At 64.2% G+C, this 25,953-nt stretch carries 26 protein-coding genes and 1 riboswitch; of the genes, 8 read left to right on the plus strand and 18 right to left on the minus strand.

Annotated elements, in window-relative coordinates; translation table 11 throughout:
• Positions 1-7: 7 nt before the first annotated feature.
• The 3 genes from AB0N72_RS17440 to AB0N72_RS17450 are packed head-to-tail and all read right to left on the minus strand — an operon-like array spanning position 8 to position 1,887.
• Positions 8-1,216: an O-succinylhomoserine sulfhydrylase gene (locus AB0N72_RS17440; protein WP_363933434.1), complete on the minus strand. Its 1,209-nt coding sequence runs from the start codon at positions 1,214-1,216 to the stop codon at positions 8-10.
• Positions 1,217-1,627 (minus strand): rhodanese-like domain-containing protein, encoded by a 411-nt coding sequence (locus AB0N72_RS17445; RefSeq protein ID WP_363933436.1) that lies wholly within the window; start codon positions 1,625-1,627, stop codon positions 1,217-1,219.
• The gene (locus tag AB0N72_RS17450) at positions 1,624-1,887 is read right to left on the minus strand and encodes a DUF1737 domain-containing protein (protein ID WP_363933437.1); all 264 of its coding nucleotides are present in this window, start codon (positions 1,885-1,887) and stop codon (positions 1,624-1,626) included. Before AB0N72_RS17450 ends, AB0N72_RS17445 begins: the two co-directional genes overlap by 4 nt.
• A gap of 13 nt (positions 1,888-1,900) precedes the next feature.
• A riboswitch (SAM riboswitch) is annotated at positions 1,901-2,012 on the minus strand.
• 155 nt (positions 2,013-2,167) lie between these two features.
• Here AB0N72_RS17450 and AB0N72_RS17455 point away from each other — a divergent pair.
• From AB0N72_RS17455 to AB0N72_RS17470, 4 genes are all read left to right on the plus strand, one after another.
• Positions 2,168-3,496, plus strand: a complete 1,329-nt coding sequence (locus tag AB0N72_RS17455) for an NtaA/DmoA family FMN-dependent monooxygenase (RefSeq protein ID WP_363933438.1) — start codon at positions 2,168-2,170, stop codon at positions 3,494-3,496.
• Positions 3,496-5,058, plus strand: coding sequence for an aromatic amino acid ammonia-lyase (locus AB0N72_RS17460; protein WP_363933439.1), 1,563 nt, complete (start codon positions 3,496-3,498; stop codon positions 5,056-5,058). The genes AB0N72_RS17455 and AB0N72_RS17460 overlap by 1 nt, the downstream gene beginning before the upstream one ends.
• Positions 5,055-6,107: a cysteine synthase family protein gene (locus AB0N72_RS17465; protein WP_363933440.1), complete on the plus strand. Its 1,053-nt coding sequence runs from the start codon at positions 5,055-5,057 to the stop codon at positions 6,105-6,107. The genes AB0N72_RS17460 and AB0N72_RS17465 overlap by 4 nt, the downstream gene beginning before the upstream one ends.
• Before the next feature lie 111 nt (positions 6,108-6,218).
• Positions 6,219-6,701, plus strand: a complete 483-nt coding sequence (locus AB0N72_RS17470; RefSeq protein ID WP_363933442.1) for a carboxymuconolactone decarboxylase family protein — start codon at positions 6,219-6,221, stop codon at positions 6,699-6,701.
• Between the two features lie 106 nt (positions 6,702-6,807).
• Here AB0N72_RS17470 and AB0N72_RS17475 read toward each other — a convergent pair whose 3' ends face one another.
• Together AB0N72_RS17475 and AB0N72_RS17480 are read right to left on the minus strand one after the other, a co-directional pair.
• Positions 6,808-8,262, minus strand: coding sequence for an amino acid permease (locus tag AB0N72_RS17475; protein ID WP_363933443.1), 1,455 nt, complete (start codon positions 8,260-8,262; stop codon positions 6,808-6,810).
• Between the two features lie 265 nt (positions 8,263-8,527).
• Positions 8,528-9,469, minus strand: a complete 942-nt coding sequence (locus AB0N72_RS17480; protein WP_363933445.1) for an aminodeoxychorismate lyase — start codon at positions 9,467-9,469, stop codon at positions 8,528-8,530.
• An 87-nt stretch (positions 9,470-9,556) separates the two neighbouring features.
• Between AB0N72_RS17480 and cls the strand changes: the two genes are divergently transcribed.
• The gene (gene cls, locus AB0N72_RS17485; RefSeq protein ID WP_363933447.1) at positions 9,557-11,029 is read left to right on the plus strand and encodes a cardiolipin synthase; all 1,473 of its coding nucleotides are present in this window, start codon (positions 9,557-9,559) and stop codon (positions 11,027-11,029) included.
• Between the two features lie 4 nt (positions 11,030-11,033).
• On the opposite strand, the gene pabB is transcribed toward cls, so the two are convergent.
• The 3 genes from pabB to AB0N72_RS17500 form a co-directional block, all read right to left on the minus strand.
• Positions 11,034-13,079 carry an aminodeoxychorismate synthase component I gene (pabB, locus tag AB0N72_RS17490; RefSeq protein ID WP_363933449.1) on the minus strand — a complete coding sequence of 682 codons (2,046 nt, stop codon included), beginning with the start codon at positions 13,077-13,079 and terminating at the stop codon, positions 11,034-11,036.
• Positions 13,076-13,636 (minus strand): low molecular weight protein-tyrosine-phosphatase, encoded by a 561-nt coding sequence (locus AB0N72_RS17495; protein ID WP_363933450.1) that lies wholly within the window; start codon positions 13,634-13,636, stop codon positions 13,076-13,078. Before AB0N72_RS17495 ends, pabB begins: the two co-directional genes overlap by 4 nt.
• 103 nt (positions 13,637-13,739) lie before the next feature.
• Positions 13,740-14,345 carry a TetR/AcrR family transcriptional regulator gene (locus tag AB0N72_RS17500; RefSeq protein ID WP_363933452.1) on the minus strand — a complete coding sequence of 202 codons (606 nt, stop codon included), beginning with the start codon at positions 14,343-14,345 and terminating at the stop codon, positions 13,740-13,742.
• Between the two features lie 99 nt (positions 14,346-14,444).
• Between AB0N72_RS17500 and AB0N72_RS17505 the strand changes: the two genes are divergently transcribed.
• On the plus strand, positions 14,445-14,768 hold the full coding sequence (locus tag AB0N72_RS17505) for a hypothetical protein (protein ID WP_363933454.1): 324 nt from the start codon (positions 14,445-14,447) through the stop codon (positions 14,766-14,768).
• An 80-nt stretch (positions 14,769-14,848) separates the two neighbouring features.
• Here the strand turns inward: AB0N72_RS17505 and AB0N72_RS17510 are convergent, their stop codons facing one another.
• The 3 genes from AB0N72_RS17510 to AB0N72_RS17520 are packed head-to-tail and all read right to left on the minus strand — an operon-like array spanning position 14,849 to position 18,317.
• Positions 14,849-15,796, minus strand: a complete 948-nt coding sequence (locus AB0N72_RS17510) for a ribokinase (protein ID WP_363933456.1) — start codon at positions 15,794-15,796, stop codon at positions 14,849-14,851.
• Positions 15,793-17,235, minus strand: a complete 1,443-nt coding sequence (locus AB0N72_RS17515; RefSeq protein WP_363933458.1) for an MFS transporter — start codon at positions 17,233-17,235, stop codon at positions 15,793-15,795. The genes AB0N72_RS17510 and AB0N72_RS17515 overlap by 4 nt, the downstream gene beginning before the upstream one ends.
• Positions 17,235-18,317 carry a nucleoside hydrolase gene (locus tag AB0N72_RS17520; RefSeq protein WP_363933460.1) on the minus strand — a complete coding sequence of 361 codons (1,083 nt, stop codon included), beginning with the start codon at positions 18,315-18,317 and terminating at the stop codon, positions 17,235-17,237. The genes AB0N72_RS17515 and AB0N72_RS17520 overlap by 1 nt, the downstream gene beginning before the upstream one ends.
• Positions 18,318-18,455: 138 nt before the next feature.
• Here AB0N72_RS17520 and AB0N72_RS17525 point away from each other — a divergent pair, with 138 nt between their 5' ends.
• Positions 18,456-19,493, plus strand: coding sequence for a LacI family DNA-binding transcriptional regulator (locus AB0N72_RS17525; protein WP_363933462.1), 1,038 nt, complete (start codon positions 18,456-18,458; stop codon positions 19,491-19,493).
• Between the two features lie 9 nt (positions 19,494-19,502).
• On the opposite strand, the gene AB0N72_RS17530 is transcribed toward AB0N72_RS17525, so the two are convergent.
• Entirely contained in the window at positions 19,503-19,856 is a 354-nt protein-coding gene (locus tag AB0N72_RS17530; protein WP_363933464.1) for a hypothetical protein, read from the minus strand.
• Between the two features lie 36 nt (positions 19,857-19,892).
• A complete protein-coding gene (locus tag AB0N72_RS17535; protein ID WP_363933466.1) occupies positions 19,893-20,519 on the minus strand; it encodes a LysE family transporter in 627 nt (208 codons plus the stop codon).
• A 151-nt stretch (positions 20,520-20,670) separates the two neighbouring features.
• On the opposite strand from AB0N72_RS17535, the gene AB0N72_RS17540 reads away from it, so the two are divergent.
• Complete coding sequence (locus AB0N72_RS17540) at positions 20,671-21,762, plus strand: DNA polymerase IV (protein ID WP_363933468.1); 1,092 nt, start codon at positions 20,671-20,673, stop codon at positions 21,760-21,762.
• A 36-nt stretch (positions 21,763-21,798) separates the two neighbouring features.
• Here the strand turns inward: AB0N72_RS17540 and AB0N72_RS17545 are convergent, their stop codons facing one another.
• From AB0N72_RS17545 to AB0N72_RS17565, 5 genes are all read right to left on the minus strand, one after another.
• A complete protein-coding gene (locus tag AB0N72_RS17545) occupies positions 21,799-22,782 on the minus strand; it encodes an aldo/keto reductase (protein WP_363933470.1) in 984 nt (327 codons plus the stop codon).
• Positions 22,783-22,800: 18 nt separating this feature from the next.
• Positions 22,801-24,027: a DUF6596 domain-containing protein gene (locus tag AB0N72_RS17550; protein WP_363933472.1), complete on the minus strand. Its 1,227-nt coding sequence runs from the start codon at positions 24,025-24,027 to the stop codon at positions 22,801-22,803.
• 3 nt (positions 24,028-24,030) lie between these two features.
• Entirely contained in the window at positions 24,031-24,390 is a 360-nt protein-coding gene (locus AB0N72_RS17555) for a YciI family protein (RefSeq protein ID WP_363933474.1), read from the minus strand.
• A 102-nt stretch (positions 24,391-24,492) separates the two neighbouring features.
• Positions 24,493-25,308, minus strand: a complete 816-nt coding sequence (locus AB0N72_RS17560) for a class I SAM-dependent methyltransferase (protein ID WP_363933476.1) — start codon at positions 25,306-25,308, stop codon at positions 24,493-24,495.
• Between the two features lie 44 nt (positions 25,309-25,352).
• Positions 25,353-25,895 carry a helix-turn-helix domain-containing protein gene (locus AB0N72_RS17565; RefSeq protein ID WP_363933478.1) on the minus strand — a complete coding sequence of 181 codons (543 nt, stop codon included), beginning with the start codon at positions 25,893-25,895 and terminating at the stop codon, positions 25,353-25,355.
• Positions 25,896-25,953 lie beyond the last annotated feature (58 nt).

Below are 25,953 nucleotides of genomic sequence, written 5' to 3' on the forward strand. Positions count from 1 at the left end.
AGCAAGGTTAGACCTGCTTGAGGGCTTTCTCCAGATCCAGAATGAGGTCGTCCACGTCCTCGAGCCCCACGGACAAGCGGACTACGCCATCGGACAGCCCGATCGCCGCACGCCCCTCGGGACCCATGGCCCGGTGCGTGGTGGTGGCCGGGTGCGTGATGAGGGACTTGGAGTCGCCCAGGTTGTTGGAGATGTCGATGACCCTGAGCCCGTCAAGCAGCGCAAACGCAGCTTCCTTGGCCGAACGCCCGGCCGAAGGAGCGAGCTCGAATGTCAGCACGGTGCCCCCGGCTTTCATCTGCTTCGCCGCGAGCTCGTACTGCGGGTGCGACTTCAGCAAGGGGTATTTGACCCAGCTGATGGCCGGCTGCTGTTCCAACCATTCCGCGATCTTCAACGCGGACGCCGAGCTGTGGTTCACCCGCAGGCCGATCGTCTCAAGTCCCTTGGTCAGCACCCAGGCATTGAACGCCGAAAGGGATGGTCCGGTGTGGCGCATGAGCTGCTTCACTGGTCCGTCGATGAACTCTTTGGTGCCCAGGATCGCGCCACCGAGGACACGTCCCTGCCCGTCGATGTGTTTGGTGCCGGAGTACACGATCACGTCGGCGCCCAGCTCGCCGCAGCGTTGCAGCAGCGGAGTGGCAAAGACGTTGTCGACGACGACAGTCGCCCCGGCGGCATGCGCCAGTTCGCTGACGGCCGCGATGTCCACGATTTCCTGCATGGGGTTGGAGGGCGACTCGAAGAAGACAGCCGTGGTCGGCTCGGAGAGTGCCTCGCGCCACTGATCCAGGTCCGGGCCGTCAACAAATACTGTCTCCACGCCCCAGCGCGGCAGGATTTCGTTGAGGATCACGAAGCAGGAGCCGAAGAGGGAGCGGGCAGCAACCACGCGGTCGCCGGCAGCCAGCAGGGCGCCCAAGGCGGTGAAAACCGCGGACATGCCGGACGCCGTCGCAAAGCACGCTTCGGTTCCTTCGAGCAGCCGCAGCCGCTCCTGGAACGTGGCCACGGACGGGTTGCCGTAGCGGGAGTAGACGAAGCGTTCGTCCTCGCCGGTGAAGGCGCGTTCTGCGGCGGCGGCGGATTCGTAGACGAACCCGGAGTTGAGGAAAACGGGCTCGGCGGTTTCCTGGAAATTAGTGCGGTCAAGTCCACCGCGAACGGCCTGCGTGTCGGGGCTCCAGGCGGCGGCGTCGGGATTGAAAGTCACTTAGTCGGTCCCCAGGTTCGTCGGCAGGCCACGGTTTTTCCAGCCATTCACGGTTCGCTCGCCGTAACGGTCGGGCTCGCCCTCGAAGCCTTCCAGCACGTTGTAGGCGGTGAATCCGGCCTGTGTGGCGGCGATGGCGGCGGAGACGGACCGCTGTCCGGAACGGCAGATGAAGACGAGCTCCACGCCGTCGTCCTCAGGTGCCTGCTGTTGCAGGTCCTCGATAAAGCGGGAATTCGGAATGCCGCCAGCGAGGTTCCACTGGATGAACAGGGGGTCGTTCTCGGTGGCCTTGGTGTCGGGAATGCCGATGTGCGCCCATTCGCCCTCGGTCCGGACGTCCACCAGGATGGCGCCCTGTTCAAGCTTGGCCCACGCGTCGTGCGGGGTCAGGTCACCTGCGTAGCTCATGCGTGGCCCTCGAATGCTTCTTCGTCGTCGGTATCCAGTTCGTCAACGGCGTTGGCAACTGCGGCGTCGGCGCTGGCAATCGCTGCGGGCAGGACGACGGCCTGGGCCACGATCACGTCGGTGCCGTTGAACGTGGCCGCGGGGCTGCCGTGCAGCACATACCCCTCGGCCAGGGCGTTGGTGATCCGCTCGCAGAAGTCGCGGGTATCCGGGCCTGTAATCAGGCGGTAGGAGAGTCTGTCTTCAGTGGGTTCAGGCATTGCTGGTGCTCCTCAGTCACGCTTGCAGTTCGAGTTGTCGATACGCCGAGTAGTCACCTGAGGCACCCCGCCGGAGAGAGGGTTGCCGACCAGCAAGTCAGGGCTTCGCGCTGGTGCTCATTACTCAAGAAAAACGTAACATCCACGACGGCGGCCGTCACCGCCGCCGTCGTCATGTTGCGTAATCGGAGGGTGCTGGAGTACGGGTCCAATTAAGACGTCCCGGGAGCATAATTGACGCAGTACGACCCCCTGTAACTTCGTATGAAATCAGGTCGCGGTGAACGGACAGAGCAGTTCTACACTCAAGCCCATGCTGCATTTTGGTTGGTTCGTGGGGCACGGATTCGGGGTCCAGGGCTGGGGAACTCCGGGCTACAGCCTGGGCTATGACTGGAAGAAGCCCGCCCTGTACCAGGAGGCCGTCCGCGCCTTCGAGCAGTCCGGCCTGGACCTGTTCATCATCGAAGATTCCCTCACTGTTCCCGACACCTACGGCGGCACGGCCGAGGTTTCGCTGGCGCATGCCTCCTTCGCTCCCAAGCACGACCCCTTGGCCTTGGTCCCGTATTTGTTGTCCGCCACGGAGCACCTTGGGATCGTGCCCACGGTCAGTGCTTCCTTCTACCCGCCCTTTACGGCCGCCCGGCTCCTTGCCACGCTGCAGCACTTCTCGGAGGGGCGACTGGGTTGGAACGTGGTCACCTCGGGCAGCGACCTCGCGGCCCAGAACTATGGGCTTGACCAGCAGATCGAACACGACCGCCGGTATGAGAAGGCGGAGGAATTCGTCGACGTCGTCACGCGGCTTTGGCGGAGTTGGGAACCCGGTGCGGTGCTTGAGGACGTGGAAGCCGGGGTGTTCGCGGACCACAGCAAAGTTCATCCGATCAACCATGACGGCGATTTTTTCAAGGTCCGCGGGCCACTGAACACGGCTCCATTGCCGGAGGAACCCGTGCTGGTGCAGGCGGGCGCTTCTCCGCGGGGCAAGGCCTTCGCCGGAGGGCACGCCGATGTGGCGATCGCTTTGGCGCGCGGCGTTGACGGCATGAAGGCCTATCGCGATTCCATCCGTGCCGAGGCTGCCAAGGCTGGCCGGAACCCCGACGACGTCAAGGTACTTTTCGTGCTGAAGCCCACCGTGGTGGGTTCAGCTGCGGAGGCGGAGGACTTGCGGGCGCAGCGCCGGGAACTGACCCAGCGTGACATCGACAGCCAGCTCAACTCCATCTCCTACCTGTCCGTGATCGACTTCAAGCAGTTCGACCTCGACGCCCCGTTGCCCGAACTGAGCACCAACAGCAATCAAGGCACGCTGGAGCACTTCGCCAAGGCCGCCCCTCCAGGGTCCACCCTGCGTGAGATCCTGCAGGCCCGCAGCGGCGGTGCCGGGGATTCGATCATCGGAACCACCGGGGAGATAGCCGACTACCTGGAGGAGACGGGTTCGGCGGTAGGCGGCGATGGCTTCCTCTTTTCCGGCTTCGTGGATCCCGTCACCGTGCATGGCGTGCTGGACAAACTGACGCCGGAGCTGCGGCGGCGAGGCCTGTTGAGGAAGAGTTACGGCAACGGTGGCTTCCGGCAGAATCTCCTGGATTTCTAGTGGGAATTTTCAGCATTGGAACCGGGCCGGTTTCCGCACTGGCGGTCGCTGGAGCAGCCGCCGACCCCACATTTCACGTTGAACTCAACCCCGACGCGTTGAGTCTGATCCGCCGCGCACGGGACATCGTCGAGGCGACTGCTGCCTCCGGGCAGAGGGTCTACGGGCTCAATACCTTGCTCGGATCCGGCCGCGACACCACTGTGGAGGAGAAGTCCATCCAGGCCTACCAGGTGCAGGTGGTCAGGTATCACAACAGTGGCGTAGGTCCGTACCTTGACCGCGCATCCGCCCGCGCCCTGATCCTCGCCCGACTCGTGGGATTCAGCCGCGGCGGCTCCGGCGTCCGCCCCGGGACCGCCGGTTTCTATGCCGAACTGCTCAACCGCGGCGTCTTCCCTGCCATTCCTCGAGAAGGCTCGGTGGGTTCCTCGGACCTGACCCAGCTCGCCGCCGTCGCCGCCGTTGCCCTGGGCGAGGGCGAAGCGTTCGACGCCGCGGGCAAGCTGGTACCCGGCGCAAAAGCGCTCGCCGACGCCGGACTGCAGCCGCTCCAGCCCGCCGCCGGTGAGGCGCTGGCTTTGGTGAGCGCCAACTCTTATTCAGTTGGTGCCGGGACCCTCGCTTTGGTGCGTCTGCGGCAGCTGGCCCGGCTGGCCGACGTCGCGCTTTCCCTCTCGCTGGAGACGATCGCAAGGTACGACGGCGGCGGGAACCTCAGCCCGTTCTCGCCGGCCATCCAGGCGGCCAAGGCAGTGGACGGCCAGCGGGATTCGGCTGCTGCTGTCCGCGGGCTTTTGCGCGGCGGCTGGCTGGAGGATGCACGGCCGGAAGTGTCGGTGCAGGACGCGTTGTCTTTCCGGGCGGCACCTCAGACCCATGGTGCGTTCAGGTCCTTGGTGTCGCAACTGCGTGAGGCCCTCGAGGTGGAGCTGAACGGCCGGGGCGATAACCCGCTGGTTGATGTGGAGTCGGGCGGTATGGTGTCCGGCGGGAACTTCCAACCGATGCAGCTTGCGTTGTCGTTTGAAGGCTTGAGGCTGGCCCTGGCGCATGTTGGGGTTTCAAGCGAGCGGCGGATAGCCAAGCTGTACCCGCCGCAACGGGCTATCCGGGCGCGACACCTCGCGGCGGCATCCTCCGAACCAGGATCCGCCTCGGCTTTGGTCCAGGAGGAGCTGCCCGGGCTGCTGTGGTATTCCGCGGCGGGACTGTTGGCCGAACTCAAGTTCCTGGCCGCCCCGGCAACCCTGGGCGCGCCCACCCTGTCCGCCGACGTCGAGGACCATTCCACGCTGGCGCCGCTGGCCCTGCAGCAGCTGGAAAAGTCCATCGATGCCGCGGAAAAGCTCCTGGCGATAGAGGCCCTCACGGCGTCCTACCTCCTGCTGGAAGCGGAAGCTTCGCAACCGCTCGGCAACGGGACAGGGCTGGTGGTGGGCAGGCTTGCAGATGTGCTGGCAGACCGGCCGTCGGCCGCGGAGCTGGTGGAGCGGGCACGGGCAGTGTTGGGGGAAGCCGTGGACCAGCTTTTCCCTGAGGCAGAGGAGGAAACGCCATGAGTACGGCCACCCGCAGGCATGGAGTGCACGCACAGCCCGGGAGCCTTGACGGCCTCGATGCTTCGGTTCTTGAAAAGGTGGGCAACACTCCACTGGTGAAGTTGGAGGCATTCAGCCGCGGGCTCGGTAGCGCCATCCACGTGAAGCTGGAGTCCGAGAACCCCGGCGGCTCCATCAAAGACCGCACAGCGCTGAGCATGGTGCGGGCAGCGGAGCGTTCCGGGGAACTGCAGCCAGGCGCCACGATCGTGGAGAGCACGTCCGGTAATACCGGCATCGGGCTGGCGCTGATCGGGCACCTCACCGGCCACCCCGTGGTTGTGGTCACCGGCGACACCATTTCGCAGGAAAAACTCGCGGCCCTTCACAACTATGGTGCGCGGGTGATCCTGACGGACTGGAACGCGCCGTCCGAGTCCCCGGAGAACGCGCGGGCCGTGGCGGCCCGCATCACCGCGGAGACGCCCGGTGCTTGGCGGCCCATGCAGTTCGACAACCCTGCCAATCCCTTGGCTCACTACGAGACGACAGGACCGGAGATCTGGGAGCAGACAGGTGGACTGGTGACCCACTTTGTGGCCGGCATTGGCACAGGTGGGACCATCAGCGGCAACGGTCGGTTCCTGAAAGAGCAAGTGGCACCTTCACGGCCGGGCGGGCATCTTGAGGTTGTAGGCGCGGACCCCTACGGCTCGGCTTACAGTGGGGGCCATCCTGGCGAGATCCTGGTGGACGGCGTGGGCAACTCCTGGCCGCAGGCTGAATGGCCCAAGATCTTCGACCGCTCCGTGGTGGACCGCTTCCTCCGGATTCCCAACGACGAGGTCTACTCAACCGTCCATCGGCTCCTCGACGAGGAGGGGCTTGCGTTGGGTCCGTCGTCGGGGCTCGCTGTGGCGGCTGCGGTTCGGGTCGCGCGTGCAGCGCCGCACGGCTCGGTGGTTGTTGCCATAGCTCCCGACGCCGGCACGAACTACCTGAGCAAGGCCTTCAATCCCGTGTGGCTGGCTGAGAACGGCATCCGCCTCACCGCCGACGCCCCGGACTGACGCTCGCTCACGTTCTGGGTGTTTGGGCGGGTCGCTCGCTCACGTTCTGGGTGCTTGGGTGGGTCGCTCGCTCACTTAGTCGCCGTGTCTGCAGTGGGTTAAGCTCCAACCATGCCCGAACAGGAAACAAAACCCCGGCTGGCCGGTTATCTCGACAAGCAACAACCCGATCTCTATGCGACGCTCAGTCACTATTCGCAGCAACTCGTGGACGAAGCTGACCGGCTCGGAATCTCGCGCAAGACCCTCGAACTCATCAACTACCTGTGTTCGCAGATCAACGGCTGTGCGTTTTGCCTGGACCTCCACCATCGCCGGGCCCTGAAGTATGGGGAAACCGAGCAACGCTTGTCATTGGTGGCTGTGTACAAGGAAGTCCAGCTCTTCGAGCCCGCCGAAGTCGTGGCAATGCAGATTGCTGAGCAGATCACCCGGATGAGCACGTCCCGCCCCAGCCCGGAACTTTTTGAACAGGCCCGTCAGCACTACAGCGACGAGCAGATCAGTGTCATCTGCATGGCGGCCATTGGCATCAATGCGTTCAACCGGCTTTCCATCCTCAGCGAGCACCCGGTGAGGGCAGGCAAGAAGTAGGCCGGAAGCGTCCTGACCTTCTTTCAGACCAGATCAGCCCTTGGGCAACCGTAAGAGGTTGTCCAAGGGCTGATCTGTGTCAAAACAGGGTCAGGAAGCCACAGTGTCAGGCGCCGATGGCCTTCTTCAGGGAGCGTCGCCGTCCGTATTTGAAGTAGAAGAACGCGTAGCAGGCGCCGACGAATGGCACCCCGAACAGGAGGGCGGCCACTTGGTTGGGGTCAAAGGCGATGCCGATCAGCGACACGACGCAGAGCGCAAACGCGAGGATGGGCACCAGCGGGAACAACGGGGCCTTGTAAGGCAGGCTGTTGACGTCGCCGCCGTTCCTCACGAACGTCCTGCGGTAGATGAAGTGCGAAGCCACAATGGACATCCACACGCCTACCGTTGCGAAGCCGGCCACGGACACCAACACCAGGTAAACCGTAGCCGGGGCCACCACGCTGCTGATGAGCGAGGCCAGTCCGCCAAGCATGCTCACGCACAGGGCAACCATGGGAATCCCGCGCTTGGTGAGCTTCTTGAAGACCTGCGGTGCGTGGCCTTCGTCGGCCAGGGAAAACAGCATGCGCGCGCAGGAGAACAGTCCGCAGTTTCCGGCCGACAGCAACGCCGTGATGATCACGAAGTTCATGATGTCGGCCGCATACGGAATCCCCAGCATCGAGAAAACGGTGACGAAGGGGCTCTCATCAACGCTGACTTTTTCGTACGGGATGGTGGCCGCGATGACCGTGATGGCACCCACGAAGAAGATCATGAGGCGGATCACCGTGGTGCGCATTGCCTTGGGGATGTTGGCGCCCGGATTCGCGGTCTCGCCCGCTGCGACGCCGATCAGTTCAGAACCTGAGAAGGCGTAGAAGACGGCCAGGCAGGTGACAAAGACTCCAGTAAAGCCGTTCGGGAAGAGCCCATCGGGCGTGCTGAAGTTCTGGCCGAATGAAGGGTAGTCGCCCGTGGCGAGGGGGTGGAAGCCGGCAAGTGCGGCGCCGCCCAGGATGATGAGGCCGACGACGGCGGCGACCTTGATGAGCGCGAACCAGAACTCCGATTCGCCGAAGACCCGCGATGAGATCGCGTTCAGGGTGAAGAGGACGGTGGCGAAAATGAAGCACCAGATCCAGACGTCCACGCCCGGGAACCACCGTTGCATGAGCAGGCCCGCCGCGGTGAATTCCGAACCCAATGCCACGGCCCAGCAGAGCCAGTAGAGCCAGGCGGTGGCGAAGCCTGTGGCGGGCCCAATGGTCCGCGCGGCATAGATGTGGAATGCGCCCGACACAGGGAACGCAACAGCGAGTTCCCCAAGGCAGGCCATCACGAGATACACCACGACGGCGCCGATCAGGAACGCGAGCACCGCACCCAAGGGTCCGGCAGTGGCGATGGTGTAGCCGGAACTGACGAACAGCCCCGACCCGATGACACCGCCCATGGCGATCATAACGAGGTGCCGGGCCTCCATGGACCGGCGGAGTCCTGATGGTGAAGCGGCAGTGGCGGACTGCGCTTCGGTTGCCGATGCTTCGGCTTTTGTGGGGGAGCTGAGTCCCATGTTCCCTCCGGGAAGTTAGCCAGCAAAGTTTGAAGTAGTGCCGGCTGGACGTGATCCAACTAACACGAGAACTAGATTCATCACAGGACGAATGACCATTTCAAGGAGGATAAGAAATGCGATTGAACGCATAAACAGCTCGCGGCCTAGGCCAAGAGTTCCTAATCAATGAGTCATGCGAGCAATTACTCTGCTTGCGACCTGCTAGGTTCCTAGCGGAGCATCCTCGGCGGATGCCCAATTGGTGATGTGCATGTGCAGGCGTCTATTCGATGCCCGCGAACAGCTCGTTCAGTTCCGCAGTGAGCTGCTTCCGAACGGCAGGGGTTCCCACTTCCTTGCCGTTGATGTGGTTCACGGGGGCGATCAAGCGGATGCTCGAGATCAGCCATACCGCGTCGGCATCGAACAGGTCCTGCGGTTCCAGCGGCCCGTAACCAAGCTCCCAGCCTGCAGCCTTGGCTGCGGAAAACAGCGCGCCCTGCGAGGTCCCCGGGAGGATGCCGCTGTCCAGTTGGGGCGTGATGAGGCGACGGACAGTCCTGACGGAACCTTCGGCGTCGTTCACTGTTTCAAGGTGCGCCAGCAGCACGGTGGACGTCGGCCCCTCCAGCACGCGGCCATCGGTGGAGGTGAAGATCGCGTCATCGGCGCCTTGCTTGTGCGCATAGCGCAGCGCAGCCATGTTGACGGCGTAGGAGAGCGTCTTGGCGCCAAGCAACAGCCACGGCGCGCGCTCGCCGGCCTCGGTGTCGAAGCCACGGTCCAAAAGCACGACGTCGATGCCCGTCTCGCGCTGTCGGCGGCTGCCCGCGGGTGAGGGCGAGGCCTGAACCCAGCAGGTGGGGCTGGCCGCACCTTCAACACCGCGGGTGACGATCAGCTTGACCACCACCTCGTCTTCCTCGGGCGTGGGCGCGGGGTGGACCTCGCGGAACTCTGTGATGGCAGTTTCGATAGCCCTCCGCCAAGCGTCCTGCCCGGGCAGGGTCAGATCCAGCGCAGCCGCGGAGCCGGCCAGCCGGTTCAGGTGGGCCTGGACCTTGCGGGGGCGGCCCTGGACAGCCAGGAGCGACTCGAACACGCCGTCGCCGCGGGTAGCTCCCAGGTCCGTGGCCATGAGCTGGGGTTGGCTGGAATCGGCGATTCGGCCGTTTTCGAAGGCGGGGTCCAGGAAAACGAGGACCGTGGGAGCTGCTGAAGTCATGGTCCAAGCTTAGTGCGGGGCGGCTGCCGGTGACTTTGCCGGATAGGCTGTGGTCACTGTTGTTCATGAACCGTGGGGGTTTGTCGCGTGCTCTTTCCTTTTCCGTTTGGCCAGGAGTGGACCTGGTTGCTGGGCGCGTGGGCCATCGCGGAAGTCATCATGCGCATCGTCCTGCTGGGCATCATCCCCGGCAACCGCCGCCCCACCACCGCCATGGCATGGCTGCTGGCTGTGTTCCTCATCCCATCCGTGGGTTTCGTCCTGTTCCTGCTCTTTGGCAACTTCAAGCTCTCAAGGCGCAGGCGCGAACAGCAGGAAGAAGTCAACCGCCGCGTTCGTGCAGTGACCTCCGATCTCTCGGATCCCGTGAGTGTCTACTCCGGACCTGAATGGGTGAAATCGGCCGGTGAGCTTAATCACCGGCTGGGTTCGCTGCCGATGGTTGATGGCAACAAGGTGGAGCTGATCCCCGGCTACGAGGAATCCATCAAAGCCATGGCCGCGGCCGTCCGCGGCGCCAAGTCTTACGTCAACGCCGAGTTCTACATCATGAGCAGCGACTCCGTGACAGATGAGCTGCTGACTGAAATGGAGAAGGCAGCTGAACGGGGTGTCACGGTGAGGCTCCTCTTCGACCACATTGGAACTCTTCGGGTCAAGGGCTACCGACGCCTGATCCGGCGGCTCAAGGCGGGCAAGATCCAGTGGAAGCGGATGCTGCCTCTGCTGCCCATCCATGGCCAATGGCGGCGCCCCGATCTGAGGAACCACCGCAAGATCATGGTGATCGATGGCCAAGTGGCTTTCACCGGTTCACAGAACCTGATCGAGCCGTCCTACAACAACCCCAAGCATCACAAGGTGGGCCGTAAATGGGTGGAGCTCATGTCCAGGCTCGAGGGACCGATCGTGCCTACCCTCAACGTGGTGTTCGCGACAGACTGGCTCAGTGAGACCGACGAATCCCTTGAGGATCAGCTGCGCCTGCCGGCCAAACCCTCTCCCGGGCAGGTAACAGCCCAGGTGGTTCCCAGCGGCCCGGGGTTCGCCACCGAAAACAACCTGCGCCTTTTCAACACGCTGATCTACTCGGCGCAACACAGGATCTCCATCTGCAGCCCGTACTTCGTTCCCGATGACTCACTGCTGTATGCCATCACCACCGCCGCCCAGCGGGGCGTGGATGTGGAGTTGTTTGTCTCGGAGAAGGGCGACCAGTTCCTGGTGCACCACGCGCAGCGCTCGTATTACGAGGCCTTGCTTGATGCAGGGGTCCGCATCTATCTGTACCGTGCCCCGTACGTACTCCACGCCAAGCACTTCACCATTGATGACGAGGTAGCCGTTCTTGGTTCCAGCAACATGGACATGCGCTCCTTCTCCTTGAATATGGAGGTCTCGGTGATGCTGTTGGGCGCCGAAACCGTGAACCTCATGCGGGCCGTGGAATCCACGTATCGCGAGGTATCCCGTGAGCTTATGTTGGATGACTGGATGGACAGGCCACCCCTGGCCAAGTATGTGGATAACGTGGCCAGATTGACGGCAACGCTCCAGTAAAAACTCAGTCGGGGAAGTCGGCGCCCAGGGTGGAGAGCACTCCGAAGGCCTTGGTCCGTATTTCTTCGTATTCGTCGTCGGCCACTGAATCCGCCGTAATGGCCCCGCCGACCCCCAAGGCCAGTTTGCGCCCGCCCTCGGAATCAGGGTTTACCACCAAGGTCCGGATCACCACAGCGAGGTCGGTGGCGGCGTTCAGCGAGAAGTAGCCGATCGCGCCGGAGTAGATGCCGCGTGGTCCCGATTCGAGCTGGTCCAGGATGTCCATGGTGCTGATCTTGGGTGCACCGGTCATGGAACCGGCCGGAAAAGCCGCCGCCACAGCTTCGGCCCGCGGAGCGCCCGGACGAAGGTGGGCGTCCACGGTGCTCACCATCTGGTGGACAGTTGCGTAGCTTTCTATGGCGCACAACCTGCTGACGGTCACGGAGCCCGGGATAGCGTAGTGGCTGAGGTCGTTGCGCAGCAGGTCCACGATCATGATGTTCTCGGCGCGGTCCTTCAGCGAGGTCTCCAGGTCCAGCCGCAGGGCTGCGTCCTGCCCAGGGTCGGCGGAGCGGCCACGTGTGCCTTTGATCGGTTCGGCGCGCATGCCGCCGTCGGACAATATCCTCAGGAAGCGCTCAGGCGACGTGCTGGCAACCTCCAATCCGCCGAAGCGGAGGTAGCTGGCGAACGGTGCCGGGTTCCGGCGTCGTAACGCCAGGTAGGTGCTCCAGCCGTCGAGGTCGCCTGCCGGCGCCTCCAGTGTGGTGGTCAAGCAGATTTCGTAGGAGTTGCCTTCGCTGATTTCGTGCTGTGAGTCCGCGATCTTGCGCTTGTAGTCGGTGGCCGAATCACGGCTGGTGAATTCGGGGACAGAGACCGCAATGCGGGCAGGCGCACCACTGGAGGCAGCGTCGCCGGAACCAGAGGCACCGACGACGGCGGCCCTCGCCTCGCGCAGCCAGTCACCGGCGTCGGGGGCTTCCAGCGCAAGCAGCCAGACTGTGTGTTCGCGATGGTCCAGGACCACGGCCCGGCCTGCGAAGAGGAGGGCGGCGTCCGGGGTCTCGGACGGGACGTCATTGCCCCCGGTTTCGCGCTTGAGTTCGTAGCCCAGATACCCGAGCCAGCCCAGCGTGAATTGGGAATCGTAGCCGCGGGGAGCGCGGACAGCCCGGCTGCCCCAGACGGAGTCGAGCCAGCGGAAGAAAGGTCCGGACGTCGTCACGGTGGCCGACCCTGCCGTCACGCGGGTGACCCCGGCACTGTGCTGGACCGACTGGCCGAACGTCCCGCCGTCGTCGGCCAGGATGCTGAAGCGGCTCCGGGCCGCGGCCTGCGACCGGCCGGCTACCGCAGCGGCGTTGGAGGAATCCAGCCAGACGGCGTTGGTGGAGCGGCCGTACAGGGACTCGAAGAGGACGGCGGCGTCCGGCGTCGCTTCGATGCGCTCGGACCGAAGCTGCAGTCCGCGCCGTGAACTGAGTTCCGGGGACAGGATGGCGGCAAGCGAGGGCAGGTACATCAGGGCCTGCAGGAGGTGGTCCGGGGCGCTGCCATCGGCGGGGTTTTGGACGTGGATGTCGGCGTCTTCGATTACGGCGTCGGCCGAAAGCCATTCCTCTTCTTGTGCGGCCCAGGTGTCCCAGTAGGGCTCGTAGGTGCTTCCGTCGCGCGTCAGGGCACGACGACGCCGGTCATCACCCGGCGCTTCAACCCACACCACGGCGTCCAGCATGGGCCGGGCAGCCTCGGCAGCGGACCCTACGCCCTCCACGATGACGATCTCGGCCGGCAGCGTGACGTTGAGCCCGCCGTCGTAGTGCCGCTCCCAGTCCCAGCTGACCCATTCAGCGGCCGCGCCTTGGCTCAGCGGCGTGAGGACGGTGGCAACGTAGCGTTCGATGCCCGTCCGCAGGCCGTTCCATCCCGGGTAGATGTCCTCCAGGTGGAACAGCGAAACCTTGTGGTGTTGCCGCAGCCGGGCTGCCAGTTCGACGGCCAGCGTGGTTTTGCCTGCGCCGGACCTGCCGTCAACAGCGATGATCACGGGTGCAGGGGTCATGTCATAGAGGTTACCTGCTGGTGCTCGTGGCCTGCTTCGGTGTTGGCGCGGGCGATGGCGGCCTTGACGTGTTCCACGATCCCCGGGATGGCGGCTTTGATGAGCGTCCACGTGTTGTCGAAGTCAGTGTGGCCGCCGTACCAAGGATCCTCGATGCCCAGATCGAGGGAACTGCGCCCTGCCATCCGGGAATCGAAGCTGCGAAGCATGCGGACTTTTTCCAAGGAGGCGTGGTCGGGGGCGCCTTCCTGGAGCCAGCCGAAGTGGTCTACGTCCAGTGCCAGGATCAAGTCCCGGTCGGCGAACCATTCGTGCCGCCACTCCCGTGCAACGTGGTCTTCGGAGGCAATGTGCTGGGCGGTCAGGACGCGGGCGGCACGGGGGTCGATCGGGTGGCCTACCTCGTACCCGGTTGTGCCCGCGGAGTCGACCGCTGCAAGATCGCCGAGCCCTTCCGCTGCCAAGGCCTCGGTCAGCATGAGCGCTGCCATGGGGGAGCGGCAGATGTTTCCCGTGCAGACCGTGATGATGCGGTATGGGCTCGACGTTGAGTACATGCAGCAAGCATGGTTGATGTCACCCCCTCTTGGCTAGGGGCAACTTCACAAGTAAGTCACTTTTGGTGTCAAAGCTGTCACAGAGCCGGTGCCAGGGGCTGATTCAGGCGGTTGCGGCTTCCGGGGCTTCGGCGGCCAGCGCTGCGGCCGCCAGATGGACGGTGCGGACGACGGCGGCGCGTCGCCTCTGGAGGCGGCCGGGGTCATTGCCGGCCATGAGCCCGTCGAGGGCCGGCAGCACGGGGGCGGAATCGCAGAGGCTGACAATGGTGATGAGGAGGTCTCCGGCGTCTTCCCGGGAGATCCCGGGGAGGGCGGCGATGGTGCTGTTGACCTTTGAAGCGCAGTTGGCCATGCGTTTGGGCAGGCCCACCACTTCTGTCCCGCGCTCCAGGCCTTCCCAGAACAGAAGCCGTGGGGCCGTTGCGTCCTTTTGGTGGTGGTCAAAGAGCCGCCCGGCGTAGTCCGCCATGGCTTCCGGTCCGCTGCCCTCGATGGGTACTTCGTCCATGAGGGAGCTGAGCGCGGCGACGATAACGGCGTCGAACAGTCCGTTCTTGTTGCCGAAGTACTGGTAGATCCGCTCCTTGTTGACCCCGGCCTCGGACGCGATCCTGTCGATGCGGGCGCCGGCAAGGCCACGCGTGCAGAACTCGGTGGTTGCCGCTTCCAACAGCAGCGCCTTGGTTCGTTCCGTGTCCCATGCCATAGGGTCATATTACCAGTTTCCAACTAAGTGGTTGTAATTGTTCCGCTGCGGGGTTATGGTGATCCCGGATCAATTGCAACTAGATGGTTGGAGAATCTCATGACGACCCACGTCGCCGCCGAAACAACTGCCCCCGCCGAGGCGCCTGCCTTCACCGCGCCCGCCCGTCCGCAGGGTCCGTCCGTTCACATGCGGGCGCTCATTACCTGGATCGCCATCTTCCCCCTCGTGTCCGTGGGCATGCTGCTGCTCGGACCGATCATGGAGTCTTGGCACCCCGTACTGCGCGCCCTGGTCTTGACCGCGTTCGTGGTTCCCACCGCTGTTTACGTCGTGGTGCCCCGCCTCATGGCCGGCCACGGTGCCCTGAGCCGCAAAGGCGTGGAACGCTCAGCCCAACGCGCCGCACGCAAGTCCGCTTAACCCAAGTAGGTCGCAGTTCAGGTCGTTCTGAGGGCTCAGAACGACCTGAACTGCGACCCAGTTGGGGGGCGGGGAGTGATTCAGGAGGCGCGGGCGGCTTCGACTTCCCCGAAGGTTGCGTAGGCGGCCTGCGTGCCCTTCTTTGTTGCGGCCAGTGCTGCCGCCACTGAAGCAAAGGACGCAGCATCGGTCAGCGAATCACCCGCTGCCAAGCGGGCGGCCACGGCGCCCGTAAAGGCATCTCCGGCACCTGTGGTGTCGAGGGCGGAAACCCTCGTCGGAGCGATCCGGGTCACCTGCTCATCAGCCAACGAATCCAGCACCACAGAACCCTGCGAACCAAGTGTCACGAGCACGCGTTGCAGGCCACGGCGGGCGAACCGGCTGCGCACAGGCTCCCAGTGGTCGGCCGGTGCATCGGCATCGGGAATATCAGCCCCGTCACCAAGGAACAGTGCGGCTTCGTGCGCATTCACCAGCAGCACGTCGCTCAAGCCAGCCAAAACCTCAGGCACCTCAGCGTAAGGCGAGAGGTTCAACAGCACGGTTGCACCGGCGTCGTGCCCTGCTTGGGCCGCGGCCACCACGGTATCGATCCCCACCTCCAAACAGAGGCAGACGACGGCGGCGTCGCGGAAGGCGGCCGCATCCACGTCGGCGGGGGACAACGTCCCGTTGGCGCCAGCGGAAATGATGATGCTGTTCTCGCCGTTCGCGTCCACGGAGATCACGGCGACACCCGTTGCGGTCCCTGTGCGACGGACGCGCGAGACGTCCACGCCGGCGTTGGCGGTCGAGTCCAGGAGCATGGTGCCGTTGGGGTCCTCGCCCACGGCGCCGATCAGGCTCACCTTGCCCCCAAGCCTGCTGGCGGCCACGGCCTGGTTGGCACTCTTGCCGCCCGGGTTCACGGCGAAGCCGTTGCCGTGCACCGTTTCGCCGGGTTTGGGGAGGCGCTCGGTGTAGATGGTCAGGTCCGCGTTCAAGGACCCGACGACGACGATCCCCGCCTTGGGTGCGTTGTTCACGCTGCCACCTTCGCTTCCTCGGTGACCTCTGCATCAACGGGCTTGGGGATCAGCAGCGACGCGGCGAAGGCTGCAAGCGTGATGCCCAGGCCCACGACTACAACTGTCAGGTACGAAGCCTTGGCGTCGTTGAGCGAAGCCGTGGCGACCAGCACGGCAGGCAGCACCAGGAAGCTCAGCCCGGCGCCGAGGTTGAACGCTCCCGCGTTCATGCCGGGGAGGAAGCCCGGATTGCCCTGCGGTGAGAGGACCACGCCGAGTCCGTTCAGCATGATGTTGACAGTGCCGGCGTACATGATGCCCAGCAGGGCCGTACCCAGGATCATCATGGGCAGGTTGTTCAGGCCAAAGAACGCGATGATGGCCAGGGCAAGCAGGCTGCCGATGAGGCCAATGCGCAGCACCTTGGTGTAGCCGAGTACCGGAGCCAGGCGGCCACTGATAGGGCCGAAGATCCAGCCCAGCAGCGCATACGGCGTCAGGATGATCAGCGACATCTCCGTGGGCCCAACCCCGAAGCCCGGATCGGCGGCCTGGACGTAGGCCGGAACAATACCGTTGATCACTGCGAAGATGCCGGTCATGGTCAGGGTGGTGGTCAGCAGGGGCGCCCACGTGGAGCGTTGGCGGAGGTGGATGGTTTCAACCATGGGCTGCTTCGCGCGCTTCTCCACGGTCCAGAACGCAAAGAACGCGACGACGGCGATCACCGTCAGGCTTATCGCCAGAGTCAGCGTTCCGGCGTCGAAGGCCGTGGCGAGCTTGGCGCCTTCGTTCAGCGCGGTCAGCAGCGCACCCACGGCGATCACGATGAAGAACACTCCCAGCCAGTCCATGGTGGTGCCGGCTGCCGGCTTGCTTTCACCAGCGAGGACGGCGATGAGGACCGTGGCCACCACGGCAAGGGCAACCATGAGCCAGAAGATGCTGCGGAAGCCGAAGTTCTCGGCGAAGTAGCCGCCCACGAAGGAGTCAACGCCGGCCACGCCGCCGTTGACAGCCGTGATCAGGCCCATGAGGGTCCCGTATTTGCGGGGATTGCTCACGGCGGAGCGGAGCATGATGAGGCACAGCGGGACCGTCGGGCCGCTGACGCCCTGGATGATGCGGCCAACGAAAAGCCACGTGACGTCCGGTGCCAGTGCGGCGATGACCGAACCGACAGCCATGAGGAGCATCATGCCCACCAGGATCTTCTTGCGGCCCACGATGTCGCTGAGGCGGGGGAGGAACAAGGAGAACAACGCAGCGGCCGTGAAGAACCAGGTCTGGGAGAGGCCGATGGTGGCTTGGTCGGTGTGGAGTTCGTTGCCCATGGTGACCAGGGCCGGGCTGAGCATGGAGGCGTTGAGCTGGAAGGCCACGCAGGCTGCCAGCAGGGCGACCATGAGCGCGGTGACGTTCCCGCGCGTGGATTTGGTGTCAGTGAGCGTGGTCATTACTTTGCCTCTCCTGCTGCGACGGCCGCCACGGCTGCCACTACCTCGGCAGTTTCGGTGACGGGCGCGCCTGCGGACGTGCCGCCGTCGAGCGTTGGTTCGCCGATCCGTTCGATCGCATCGGTGACCAGATCCCAGAACTTCTGGTGGTCCAACTCGACGGCAACGGAGGTGTGGCAGTCATCCGGGGCGGGTGCGCGGAAGTCGGCGACGGTCATGCCGAGGGTGAGTTTGCCCTGCAGTTCGATGTCCACGGGGACCTTGCGGGTGGTCATGACCGTCGGGTCGATGACGTAGGCCACGGCGCAGGGGTCGTGGACAGGCGGGAAATCGAAGCCTTGGGCGTCCTTGTAGGTCTTCTTGAAGAATTCCATGAGTTCCAGGACGAACTGGGCGGGCTTGGTGCCGATTTCCGCTATTTTCCGGACTACGTCATCCGTGGCCAGTGCCTGGTGCGTCAGGTCAAGGCCGACCATCACCACGGGCCACTTTTCGTTGAAGACGATGTGCGCGGCCTCGGGGTCGATGATGATGTTGAACTCGGCCACGGCGCTCCAATTGCCCACGTGGTAGCCGCCGCCCATGAGGACGACTTCCTTGACCCGCTCAACGATGCGCGGCTCCTTGCGGGCTGCCATCGCGATGTTGGTCAGGCCCGCTGTGGGGACCAGGGTGACGGTGCCCGGCTCATGCGCCATGACGGTGTCGATGATGAGGTCGACGGCGTGGCGCGGGTCGAGCTCGATGGTGGACTCGGGCTGTTCAGGACCGTCCATGCCGGTCTCGCCGTGGATGCTCGGTGCGGTTTCGATGGTGCGGACCAGCGGGCGGTCGCAGCCTGCGGCAAACGGGACTCCCGTGATGCCGGCAATGGTGGCCACCGAGAGGGCGTTGCGGGTTACTTTCTCCAGCGTCTGGTTGCCCACCACGGTGGTCACAGCGAGCAATTCGATGTCCGGGTTTCCGTGTGCCAGCAGCAGCGCCACTGCGTCGTCATGGCCAGGGTCGCAGTCAAGAATGATCTTCTTGCGTGTGTTGGGGTCCACGTTTGTCTCCACGTCATTGGGGCCTGCCAGGAACATGCCCTGGGCAGGGCGTTAAGCATTCAGGGTGATTTTGGCATCGCCATGGCTGCTACGTCAAACGCTTAACGTGGAATGCGTCAAGCGCTTGATGCCTTGCGGCGGCCTGAAGGCTGCGAACCCGGCTACGATCGATGCATGGAATCCCTGGAACGGCGCAGCGGCCGGGCACATCGCACGCCCCGGGTGACGGCTGCAATGGTGGCCGAACGAGCCGGAGTTTCCACTGCCACCGTTTCCCTGGTAGCCAACGGCAAAACGCAGGGACGGGTATCGGACGACAACATCTCGCGCGTCCGGACCGCAATTGCCGAACTTGGCTACGTGGTGGACAGCATCGGCAGCTCCCTGGCCCGCGGTGTCAGCTCGATCGTCATCCTGGTCACCCCGGACGTGTCCAACCCCTTTTTCGCCAACGTTATAGCGGGGGTGCGGGAATCGCTTGGCGCGGAATACCAGCTGCTGCTCTCAGTGACCGACGCCGGTGAATCGCCACAGGCATCCGACGTGCGCAAGTTGTTGGCGCTCCGCCCTGCCGGCCTGTTGGTGGGCGCCCCGAGCGCCGGGTTCCTGGAGGACCTTTCCGCAGCTGGACCACTGGTGCTGCTGGATGCTCCGGGGCTGGAATCGTATGCGCCCTCGGTGAATCTCGACGTCGCCCAGGGAGCGCGTCAGCTTGCCCGGCACCTCGCCGCATCCGGACACACCCGCGCCGCCTACATTGACGGCATCACAGGCACCACTACATTCCAGCTGCGCCGTGAAGCCTTCCTGGAAGAGGCAGTTGCGTGCGGCCTGGTGGTCTCCGAAGACCACATTGTCAGTACAGCGATCGACGTCGGTGCTGCCGCCGCCGCTTTCGCCGACGCCTGGCCGCAGTGGCAGCGTGAGGGGGTGACCGCCGTCGTATGCGGAACTGACACGCATGCCTACGGCGTGTTGCAGGAAGCGCGGGTTGAGGGCGTCCGGATTCCTGAAGAGTTGGCTGTAGCGGGCTTCGACGATCTGCCCTATTCGGCCACCAGCAACCCCAGCCTGACCAGCGTGCACCTGCCCGCGACGCCACTGGGTCGCAAGGCGGGCGAGCAGCTCCGGGGACTCATGGAGGGCGTGGCGCTGAATGAGCCGCACGTGACGCTGGAGAGTTCGCTGGTGGTGCGGGGATCGACGTCCTAGCTGGGCAGATTACCGTTTTAGGGGTCGAAGCTGATCCTCTGTGATCGGCAGCGAAACAGTGAAGTAGATCTGGGGAGCGGTCATATCTCCCCAGTCGTCCTTCTTCACCCGAACCGCAGAAGGCGTTACTTCAGCGATCCGCACACGCAGCCAGCCGCCGTCGTCGAGCCGTAATTCGTGGGGGTCGGCCAGGTACCGCAGCCCGATGTCATCGAGCGTTTCCTCGGCGGTAAACCAATCCACAACGTCCGTGCGTGGGCGTCCCAGTCTGTCGATGGCGACGAACCCGTCGTCCACTGGCTTCATCCATCCGACATGCTCGCCGTCATCGGCGCGCCGATGCTCGATCCAGTCCGGTTCCATGCCTCCGACCGTAGCACTCGACTGTGGTTGCAGATGCTAATGAATAACCGCCAGCAGGATGCCCACCAGCACGAACAAGCAGCCAAAGACGCGGTTGAGGACCAGTTGGCCGCGCTGGTCGTGGGTGAACCGTTGGAATGAGCGAGCGGCCAAGGCGAAGAAGAACCACATGACCATGATGTCGATCGCCAGCACGGTGGCCGTCAGCACCACGTATTGCTGCACCAGGGGCTCATCGGGGCGGATGAACTGGGGCATGAACGCCAGGAAGAAGACGATTGCCTTCGGGTTCAGCAGGTTAACCCAAACGCCCCGCTGGAACATGGACAGCGCGGGCTCGTTCTTCTTGTCGTCCACCTGTTCTTTATCCAGGTCCGGCTTGCGCAGGAATTGCCGGATGCCCAGGTAGACCAGATATGCCGCGCCGGCGTAACGGATGACGTTGAAGATGACCGGCGAATTGGAAACCAGGACCCCCACGCCCAAAGCGACGATCAGGATGTGGATGATCAAGGCCACTTGTTGGCCGAGGATGCCCCAGATGGAGCGCCGGAACCCCGAATTGAGCGAGTTGCTCATAGTGAAGATCGCGCCGGCGCCGGGAGTGAAACTGATCAGGGTGCCGGCGCCAACCAGGGCCAGCCAAAGTGAAAACTGCACCATGTCAGCTTATGCGGGCCGGGTGGGTGCTGCGGACGCGTGCCTTCCTGACCCACTTTTACGTCGGCAAGCGGCGAATGCACCCGGAATGGGTTGATTTACGGGGCTTCTGGGTTCAATGAAGGTCAGGAAGCTACAGCCAACGGCGCATCTGATGAGGCAGACTGATCCCGTGAGCGGAACTCCATGGGTGCTGCACGTTGATCTCGACCAGTTCATAGCGGCGGTCGAGGTTCTCAGGCGGCCCGAGCTGGCCGGTAAGCCGATCATTGTTGGCGGCCGGGGCGACCCCACAGAACGGGCTGTGGTATCCACCGCGTCCTACGAAGCCAGGGCATTCGGCGTCGGGTCCGGTATGCCGCTGCGAATAGCAGCGCGGAAAGTGCCCGACGCGATCATCCTGCCGGTCGACCAGGAGGCTTACCTCGAAGCCTCCGAGTCCGTGATGGACACCCTCCGGGAGCAGCCGGGCGCAACAGTCCAAGTGCTGGGCTGGGATGAGGCCTTCGTCGGAGTGGAAACTGAGGACCCGGAAGCGTACGCTCGCCGGATCCAGGAAGCGGTTCTCGAAAAGACCCAACTCCACTGCAGCGTGGGCATCGGCGACACCTTGGTCCGGGCCAAGAATGCCACGGATTTCGGTAAACCCGCTGGCATCTTCCGCCTGACAAAAGACAACTGGCTGGACGTCATGGGAGACAAACCCACCATTGGGCTCTGGGGCGTCGGATCCAAGATCTCCAAGCGGCTGGCCGCCCACGGCATCAGCACCGTCAAGGAGCTCGCGGCGATCGACCCGCAGGAATTGGTGCCCGAGTTCGGGCCCAAGATGGGCCCTTGGTACGCACAACTTGGCCGCGGGGAAGGCGCAACCGAAGTGGACGACACCCCTTGGGTTGCCCGCGCGCACGGCCGTGAGACGACGTTCCAGCAGGACCTGACCGAAGCCGGGCAAATCGAAAACGCCCTCAAGGAACTGGCTGCCCGCGTTCTTGAGGACGTCGCGGCGGAAGGACGGCCGGTGGTCGGATTGACCCTCAAAGTCCGGTACAAGCCGTTCTTCACCAAGACTTACGCCAGGAAGATCCCCGAGACCTTCGACCGCGATGAAGTCCTGGCCCAAGCCCTGGACCTCACAGGCAAGATCGAGCCGGACCGCCCTATCCGCCTTCTGGGACTCCGGGCAGAGATGGCCATGCCGGAGGAAGCCCGCAAGGGCCACACGCCAACGCGCAGCGGCTGGTGAACCAGCGCCGCACAACCCACGACGCCGGCCTGCCTCCTACCAGCGCGGGTGGATCGCTTCGCGGAAGTAGCGGTCGTAGATGTCATGTACCCCGTCGGTCAGCCCCGCACCGACAACCTTCATGTCTCCAGCTTCGGCGTTGGCAGCGGCCTGCTGGGCTGAGCGCGCTCCGGGAATCACCGTGGTGACGCCATCCTGCGCGACGATCCAGGCGAGGGCCGCTTGCGGGGTGGTGACGCCGTCGGGAACCAATGCGCTGAACTCCTGAGCCGCCTTGACGCCGGTGGCGAAGTCCACGCCGGAGAAGGTCTCGCCGACGTCGAACGCTGCACCGGAACGGTTGTAGTTCCGGTGGTCGTCTGCGGGAAATTCCGTGTCCGATGTGTACTTTCCGGAGAGCAGCCCCGAGGCAAGCGGCACCCGGGCGATGATGCCTACGCCGGCTTCGCGAGCGGCGGGCAGGACCTCGTCGAGCGGCTTGAGGCGGAAGGCGTTCAGGATGATCTGCACGGAGGCGGTGTTCCCGCGCTTGATGGCTTCCAGGGCCTCATCTGTCCGCTCCACGCTGACACCGTAGTTGCGGATGGCCCCCTCGCTGACCAGCGTATCCAGGGCGTCGTAGACCTCGTCATTGCTGTACACGGCGGTGGGCGGGCAGTGCAGCTGGACCAGGTCCAAGGTGTCCTGCTGCAGGTTGCGGCGGGAACGGTCCGTCCATTCCCGGAAGTTCTTGAGGGTGTAGTTTTCCGGGACCTGGTCCACCCGGCGTCCCATCTTGGTGGCTACAGTGACGTTCAGCTCCGGATGGGCACCCAGGAAGCGTCCAATGAACTGCTCGCTGCGCCCATCACCGTAGACATCTGCGGTGTCGAAGAACGTCACGCCGTGCTCCACCGAGGCCTCCAACACGGCAAAGGCGTCCGCTTCAGTGACGGAACCCCAGTCGGCTCCGAGTTGCCATGTTCCCAGCCCGACGGTTGAAACGGATCGGCCGGTCTTGCCAAGTATGCGCTGTTCCATGGTTCCGACTATATGGGGTTAGGACCCGGTAGAGTCCAGCCTTGCCACCTTGCCCAACAGGTACCACCGTTCCTGCAGGCTTTGAGTTTTCCTGGCTGCGGCCAAAAATGCTGCCCGTGCTTCCGGGAATGAGCCCGCCATTTCGTACAGGTGACCGCGCACGGCATCCAGCCGGTGCGACCGCACCAGGACATCATCCAACCCGGCCAGCAACTCGAGCCCGGCGGCGGGTCCGTCCACCATGGCCACTGCCACGGCGCGGTTCAGCGTCACGACAGGGCTGGGGGCAACGGCCTCCAGGACGGTGTAGAGGGCGAGGATCTGCGGCCAGTCAGTTTCGGCATCGGAGTCCGCCTCAGCGTGCACGGCAGCGATCGCCGCTTGAAGTTGATACGGCCCGGCCGCGCCGCGTCCCAGTACGGACGACAACAGCGCAATGCCCTCCTCGATCTGCCCGCGGTTCCACAAACTTCGGTCCTGTTCCGCCAGTGGCACGGGAGTTCCGTCGGCCGTGGCACGCGCCGCGCGCCGGGAATCGGTCAGCAGCATCAGCGCCAGCAGGCCGGTCGCTTCCAGCTCCGACGGCACGGCGCCCACGAGCAACCTCGCCAGCCGGATGGCCTCAGTGGTGAGTTCTTCGCGTTGCAGCGACGGGCCGGAACTCGCAGCGTAACCTTCGTTGAAGATCAGGTACAGGACGTGAAGTACGACGCCGAGCCTCGCCTTCCGTTCCGAAGGCGGCGGCATGCTGAACGTGGCACCGGCTTTCTGGATCCCCTGTTTTGCCCGGCTGATGCGTTGCCCCATGGTCGCTTCGGGGACCAGAAACGCGGAGGCGATTTCCGCCGTCGTAAGTCCACCCACTGCCCGCAGCGTGAGGGCGAGTTGCGAAGGGGCCGACAGCGCCGGGTGGCAGCAAAGGAACATGAGCGTGAGGGTGTCATCTGCTTCCGGGGCTGAAGTGCCCCGGGGATCCATGGCTGTCACCCGTTCTTCGCGTGCACGCCGGGCGTTTTCGCTCCGCCAAAAATCGACAAGCCGGCGGTTTGCGACGGCCAGTAGCCACGCTTTCGGTTCGCGAGGCAATCCGGAAGGCCACTGAAGTGCGGCCTCCAGCAGGGCTTCCTGCACGGCGTCCTCGCAGGCATCGAACTGGCCGTGCTTGCGTGCCAGCACGCCGAGGACCTGCGGCGCCAACGTGCGCAGCAGGTCCTCGATCCGGGTATCCCGTGGTGCTTCGGCCAAAGGCTAAACCTCCGGCGGACCTTCCGCGAGCGCGCGGAGCTCCACAACCTGTGAGTACTTCACAATGCTGGAACAGATCTCCACGGCGCGTTCCTCGCTGGCGACATCAACCACCCAGTAACCGACCAGCGACTCCTTCGATTCCGCGTACGGACCATCAGTGGTGATCACGCCGTCGGAGGTCTGCTTGACGAGTTTGGCGGTGCTGCCATCAGTGAGGCCGGCGTTGAAGACGAGCTCGCCGGATTCAGTGAGATCCTTGTCGATCTGGATCATGAACCCGATCATTTCCTTGATCCACTCAGGGTCGGCGGTCTCCATCATGCCCTCTGCTGACCCGAACATCATGATCATGTATTTCATCTCAAACTCCTTGTGGTGTGGCCCCCGGTGTGGGTGCTTCACTGATGGGTCGGAACTGCGGTGGGCTTTTCTACATGCTTCGAAAATCTTTTTCGAAAAACTTCAGGCCCGGGCAATCACTTCACCGTTGGGGATGAGGAAATACCCGTCCTCAGTAGCTCCCCAGCGGTGCCATCCAGCGGCGATCCGGGCGAGGTCGGCCTCGTTGGCGAAGCCGTACTCCAGGGCCTGCTCGGCGAACGCGGAGTGCAGCACACGCTCGCTCCAGACCCGCGATTGCCAGGCACGCTGCTGGGCCGTGGCGTAGAGCCAGTTGCTGCTGGTGGGGGCCACCTGGGTGAAACCTGCCTGCTGTGCCCATGAAACCAGGCGCCGGCCGGCGTCGGGTTCTGCTCCGTTGCGGCGGGCGATCTTCTGGTACAGCTCCATCCAGTCGTCCAGTTCCGGGACTTCGGGGTACCAGCTCATGCCATGGAAATCGGCGTCGCGCACGGCCACGATGGCGCCCGGTTTGGCCACTCGACGCATCTCCCGCAGTGCGGCAACCGGGTCGGTGAGGTGTTGCAGGACCTGATGGGCGTGGACGAGGTCGAAGGATTCGTCCTCAAAGTCGAGGTCGTAGATGTTGCCGGTCTGGAACGCCACGTTGTCCACGCCGCGTTCCCTGGCCAGCTCGGTTGCCTGGGCCACGATGTCCGCAGACCGGTCCAAACCGATCACTTGCCCGGGCGCAACCAGCCCCGCGAAATCGCAGGTTATGCTGCCGGGTCCGCACCCGACGTCGAGCACCGAGGTCCCGGTGGTGAGGTGCGGCTTTACAAACGCGGCCGAATTATCGACCGTCCGTGAGGCGTGGGCCCGGACAACCGACTCGTGGTGCCCGTGGGTGTAGACATCTTCAGGCTGCTGCGCGTTCATAGGGAAACGCTACAACTTGGAAGGGAGATCCTGGCGGAAGGCCGTTAGTCGCTTTTCTGCGAGGCCTGGTGGCGGGCTTCGATGGTTGCCTCCACCATGTCGGCCATGAAGCGGCCGACGAGTTCGAGTTCCTCCGGGCTGTACGCGGCCATTGCTTTGCCCATGCGCATGGCGAGCGGCATGAACATGGCACTGCCATCGCGGTATGCCTTGGGGGTCATCTGGAGCTGGACCTGCCGGCGGTCTGTTCCGAGCCGCTCGCGCACCACGTGCCCGGAGGCGTGCAAGCGGTCGACCAGCGCTGTGGTGGCGGGGGAGCTGAGCCGCAGTTCGCTGCGAAGTACGCCCGGGGTCACCACGCGGCCGGCTGCTGAGTGGCGCATGATCACCGCCAGCGCGTTGAGGTCGGTGCGGTGCATGTCGTTCCGTCCGCCGGCTGCGTCCACGTAATGGTTTGCCTCCAGGGTGAAGTCCTGAAGAAGCCGGACCAGGTCCTGGGTGGCGCCCGACGGCGGGACGGCACCTTCCGGTGCGAGCCCAGGGGCTGCGGCGGGGCCGCCGGGGTGCTCGTCCCTCGTATCCGACATCTGCCCTCCTTACGTCTCTGCTGCCCTCCGGATATTACTCCCAGGGCCGTCCCATCAG

Origin of the sequence: Paenarthrobacter sp. NPDC089307 (assembly GCF_040685055.1) — a bacterium.
In the GTDB taxonomy this organism is placed as follows: Bacteria; Actinomycetota; Actinomycetes; order Actinomycetales; family Micrococcaceae; genus Arthrobacter.

What these genes read in the sequence shown, in the direction of transcription:
- AB0N72_RS17555 (WP_363933474.1), bottom strand. Translation starts at nt 24,390, where the DNA reads ATGAAATACATGATCATGATGTTCGGGTCAGCAGAGGGCATGATGGAG.
- AB0N72_RS17450 (WP_363933437.1), bottom strand. Translation starts at nt 1,887, where the DNA reads ATGCCTGAACCCACTGAAGACAGACTCTCCTACCGCCTGATTACAGGC.
- AB0N72_RS17525 (WP_363933462.1), top strand. Translation starts at nt 18,456, where the DNA reads ATGGAATCCCTGGAACGGCGCAGCGGCCGGGCACATCGCACGCCCCGG.
- AB0N72_RS17530 (WP_363933464.1), bottom strand. Translation starts at nt 19,856, where the DNA reads ATGGAACCGGACTGGATCGAGCATCGGCGCGCCGATGACGGCGAGCAT.
- AB0N72_RS17475 (WP_363933443.1), bottom strand. Translation starts at nt 8,262, where the DNA reads ATGGGACTCAGCTCCCCCACAAAAGCCGAAGCATCGGCAACCGAAGCG.
- AB0N72_RS17495 (WP_363933450.1), bottom strand. Translation starts at nt 13,636, where the DNA reads ATGTACTCAACGTCGAGCCCATACCGCATCATCACGGTCTGCACGGGA.
- AB0N72_RS17505 (WP_363933454.1), top strand. Translation starts at nt 14,445, where the DNA reads ATGACGACCCACGTCGCCGCCGAAACAACTGCCCCCGCCGAGGCGCCT.
- AB0N72_RS17470 (WP_363933442.1), top strand. Translation starts at nt 6,219, where the DNA reads ATGCCCGAACAGGAAACAAAACCCCGGCTGGCCGGTTATCTCGACAAG.
- pabB (WP_363933449.1), bottom strand. Translation starts at nt 13,079, where the DNA reads ATGACCCCTGCACCCGTGATCATCGCTGTTGACGGCAGGTCCGGCGCA.
- AB0N72_RS17465 (WP_363933440.1), top strand. Translation starts at nt 5,055, where the DNA reads ATGAGTACGGCCACCCGCAGGCATGGAGTGCACGCACAGCCCGGGAGC.
- AB0N72_RS17560 (WP_363933476.1), bottom strand. Translation starts at nt 25,308, where the DNA reads ATGAACGCGCAGCAGCCTGAAGATGTCTACACCCACGGGCACCACGAG.
- AB0N72_RS17535 (WP_363933466.1), bottom strand. Translation starts at nt 20,519, where the DNA reads ATGGTGCAGTTTTCACTTTGGCTGGCCCTGGTTGGCGCCGGCACCCTG.
- AB0N72_RS17515 (WP_363933458.1), bottom strand. Translation starts at nt 17,235, where the DNA reads ATGACCACGCTCACTGACACCAAATCCACGCGCGGGAACGTCACCGCG.
- AB0N72_RS17445 (WP_363933436.1), bottom strand. Translation starts at nt 1,627, where the DNA reads ATGAGCTACGCAGGTGACCTGACCCCGCACGACGCGTGGGCCAAGCTT.
- AB0N72_RS17520 (WP_363933460.1), bottom strand. Translation starts at nt 18,317, where the DNA reads ATGTTCCTGGCAGGCCCCAATGACGTGGAGACAAACGTGGACCCCAAC.
- AB0N72_RS17480 (WP_363933445.1), bottom strand. Translation starts at nt 9,469, where the DNA reads ATGACTTCAGCAGCTCCCACGGTCCTCGTTTTCCTGGACCCCGCCTTC.
- AB0N72_RS17500 (WP_363933452.1), bottom strand. Translation starts at nt 14,345, where the DNA reads ATGGCATGGGACACGGAACGAACCAAGGCGCTGCTGTTGGAAGCGGCA.
- AB0N72_RS17565 (WP_363933478.1), bottom strand. Translation starts at nt 25,895, where the DNA reads ATGTCGGATACGAGGGACGAGCACCCCGGCGGCCCCGCCGCAGCCCCT.
- AB0N72_RS17545 (WP_363933470.1), bottom strand. Translation starts at nt 22,782, where the DNA reads ATGGAACAGCGCATACTTGGCAAGACCGGCCGATCCGTTTCAACCGTC.
- AB0N72_RS17540 (WP_363933468.1), top strand. Translation starts at nt 20,671, where the DNA reads ATGAGGCAGACTGATCCCGTGAGCGGAACTCCATGGGTGCTGCACGTT.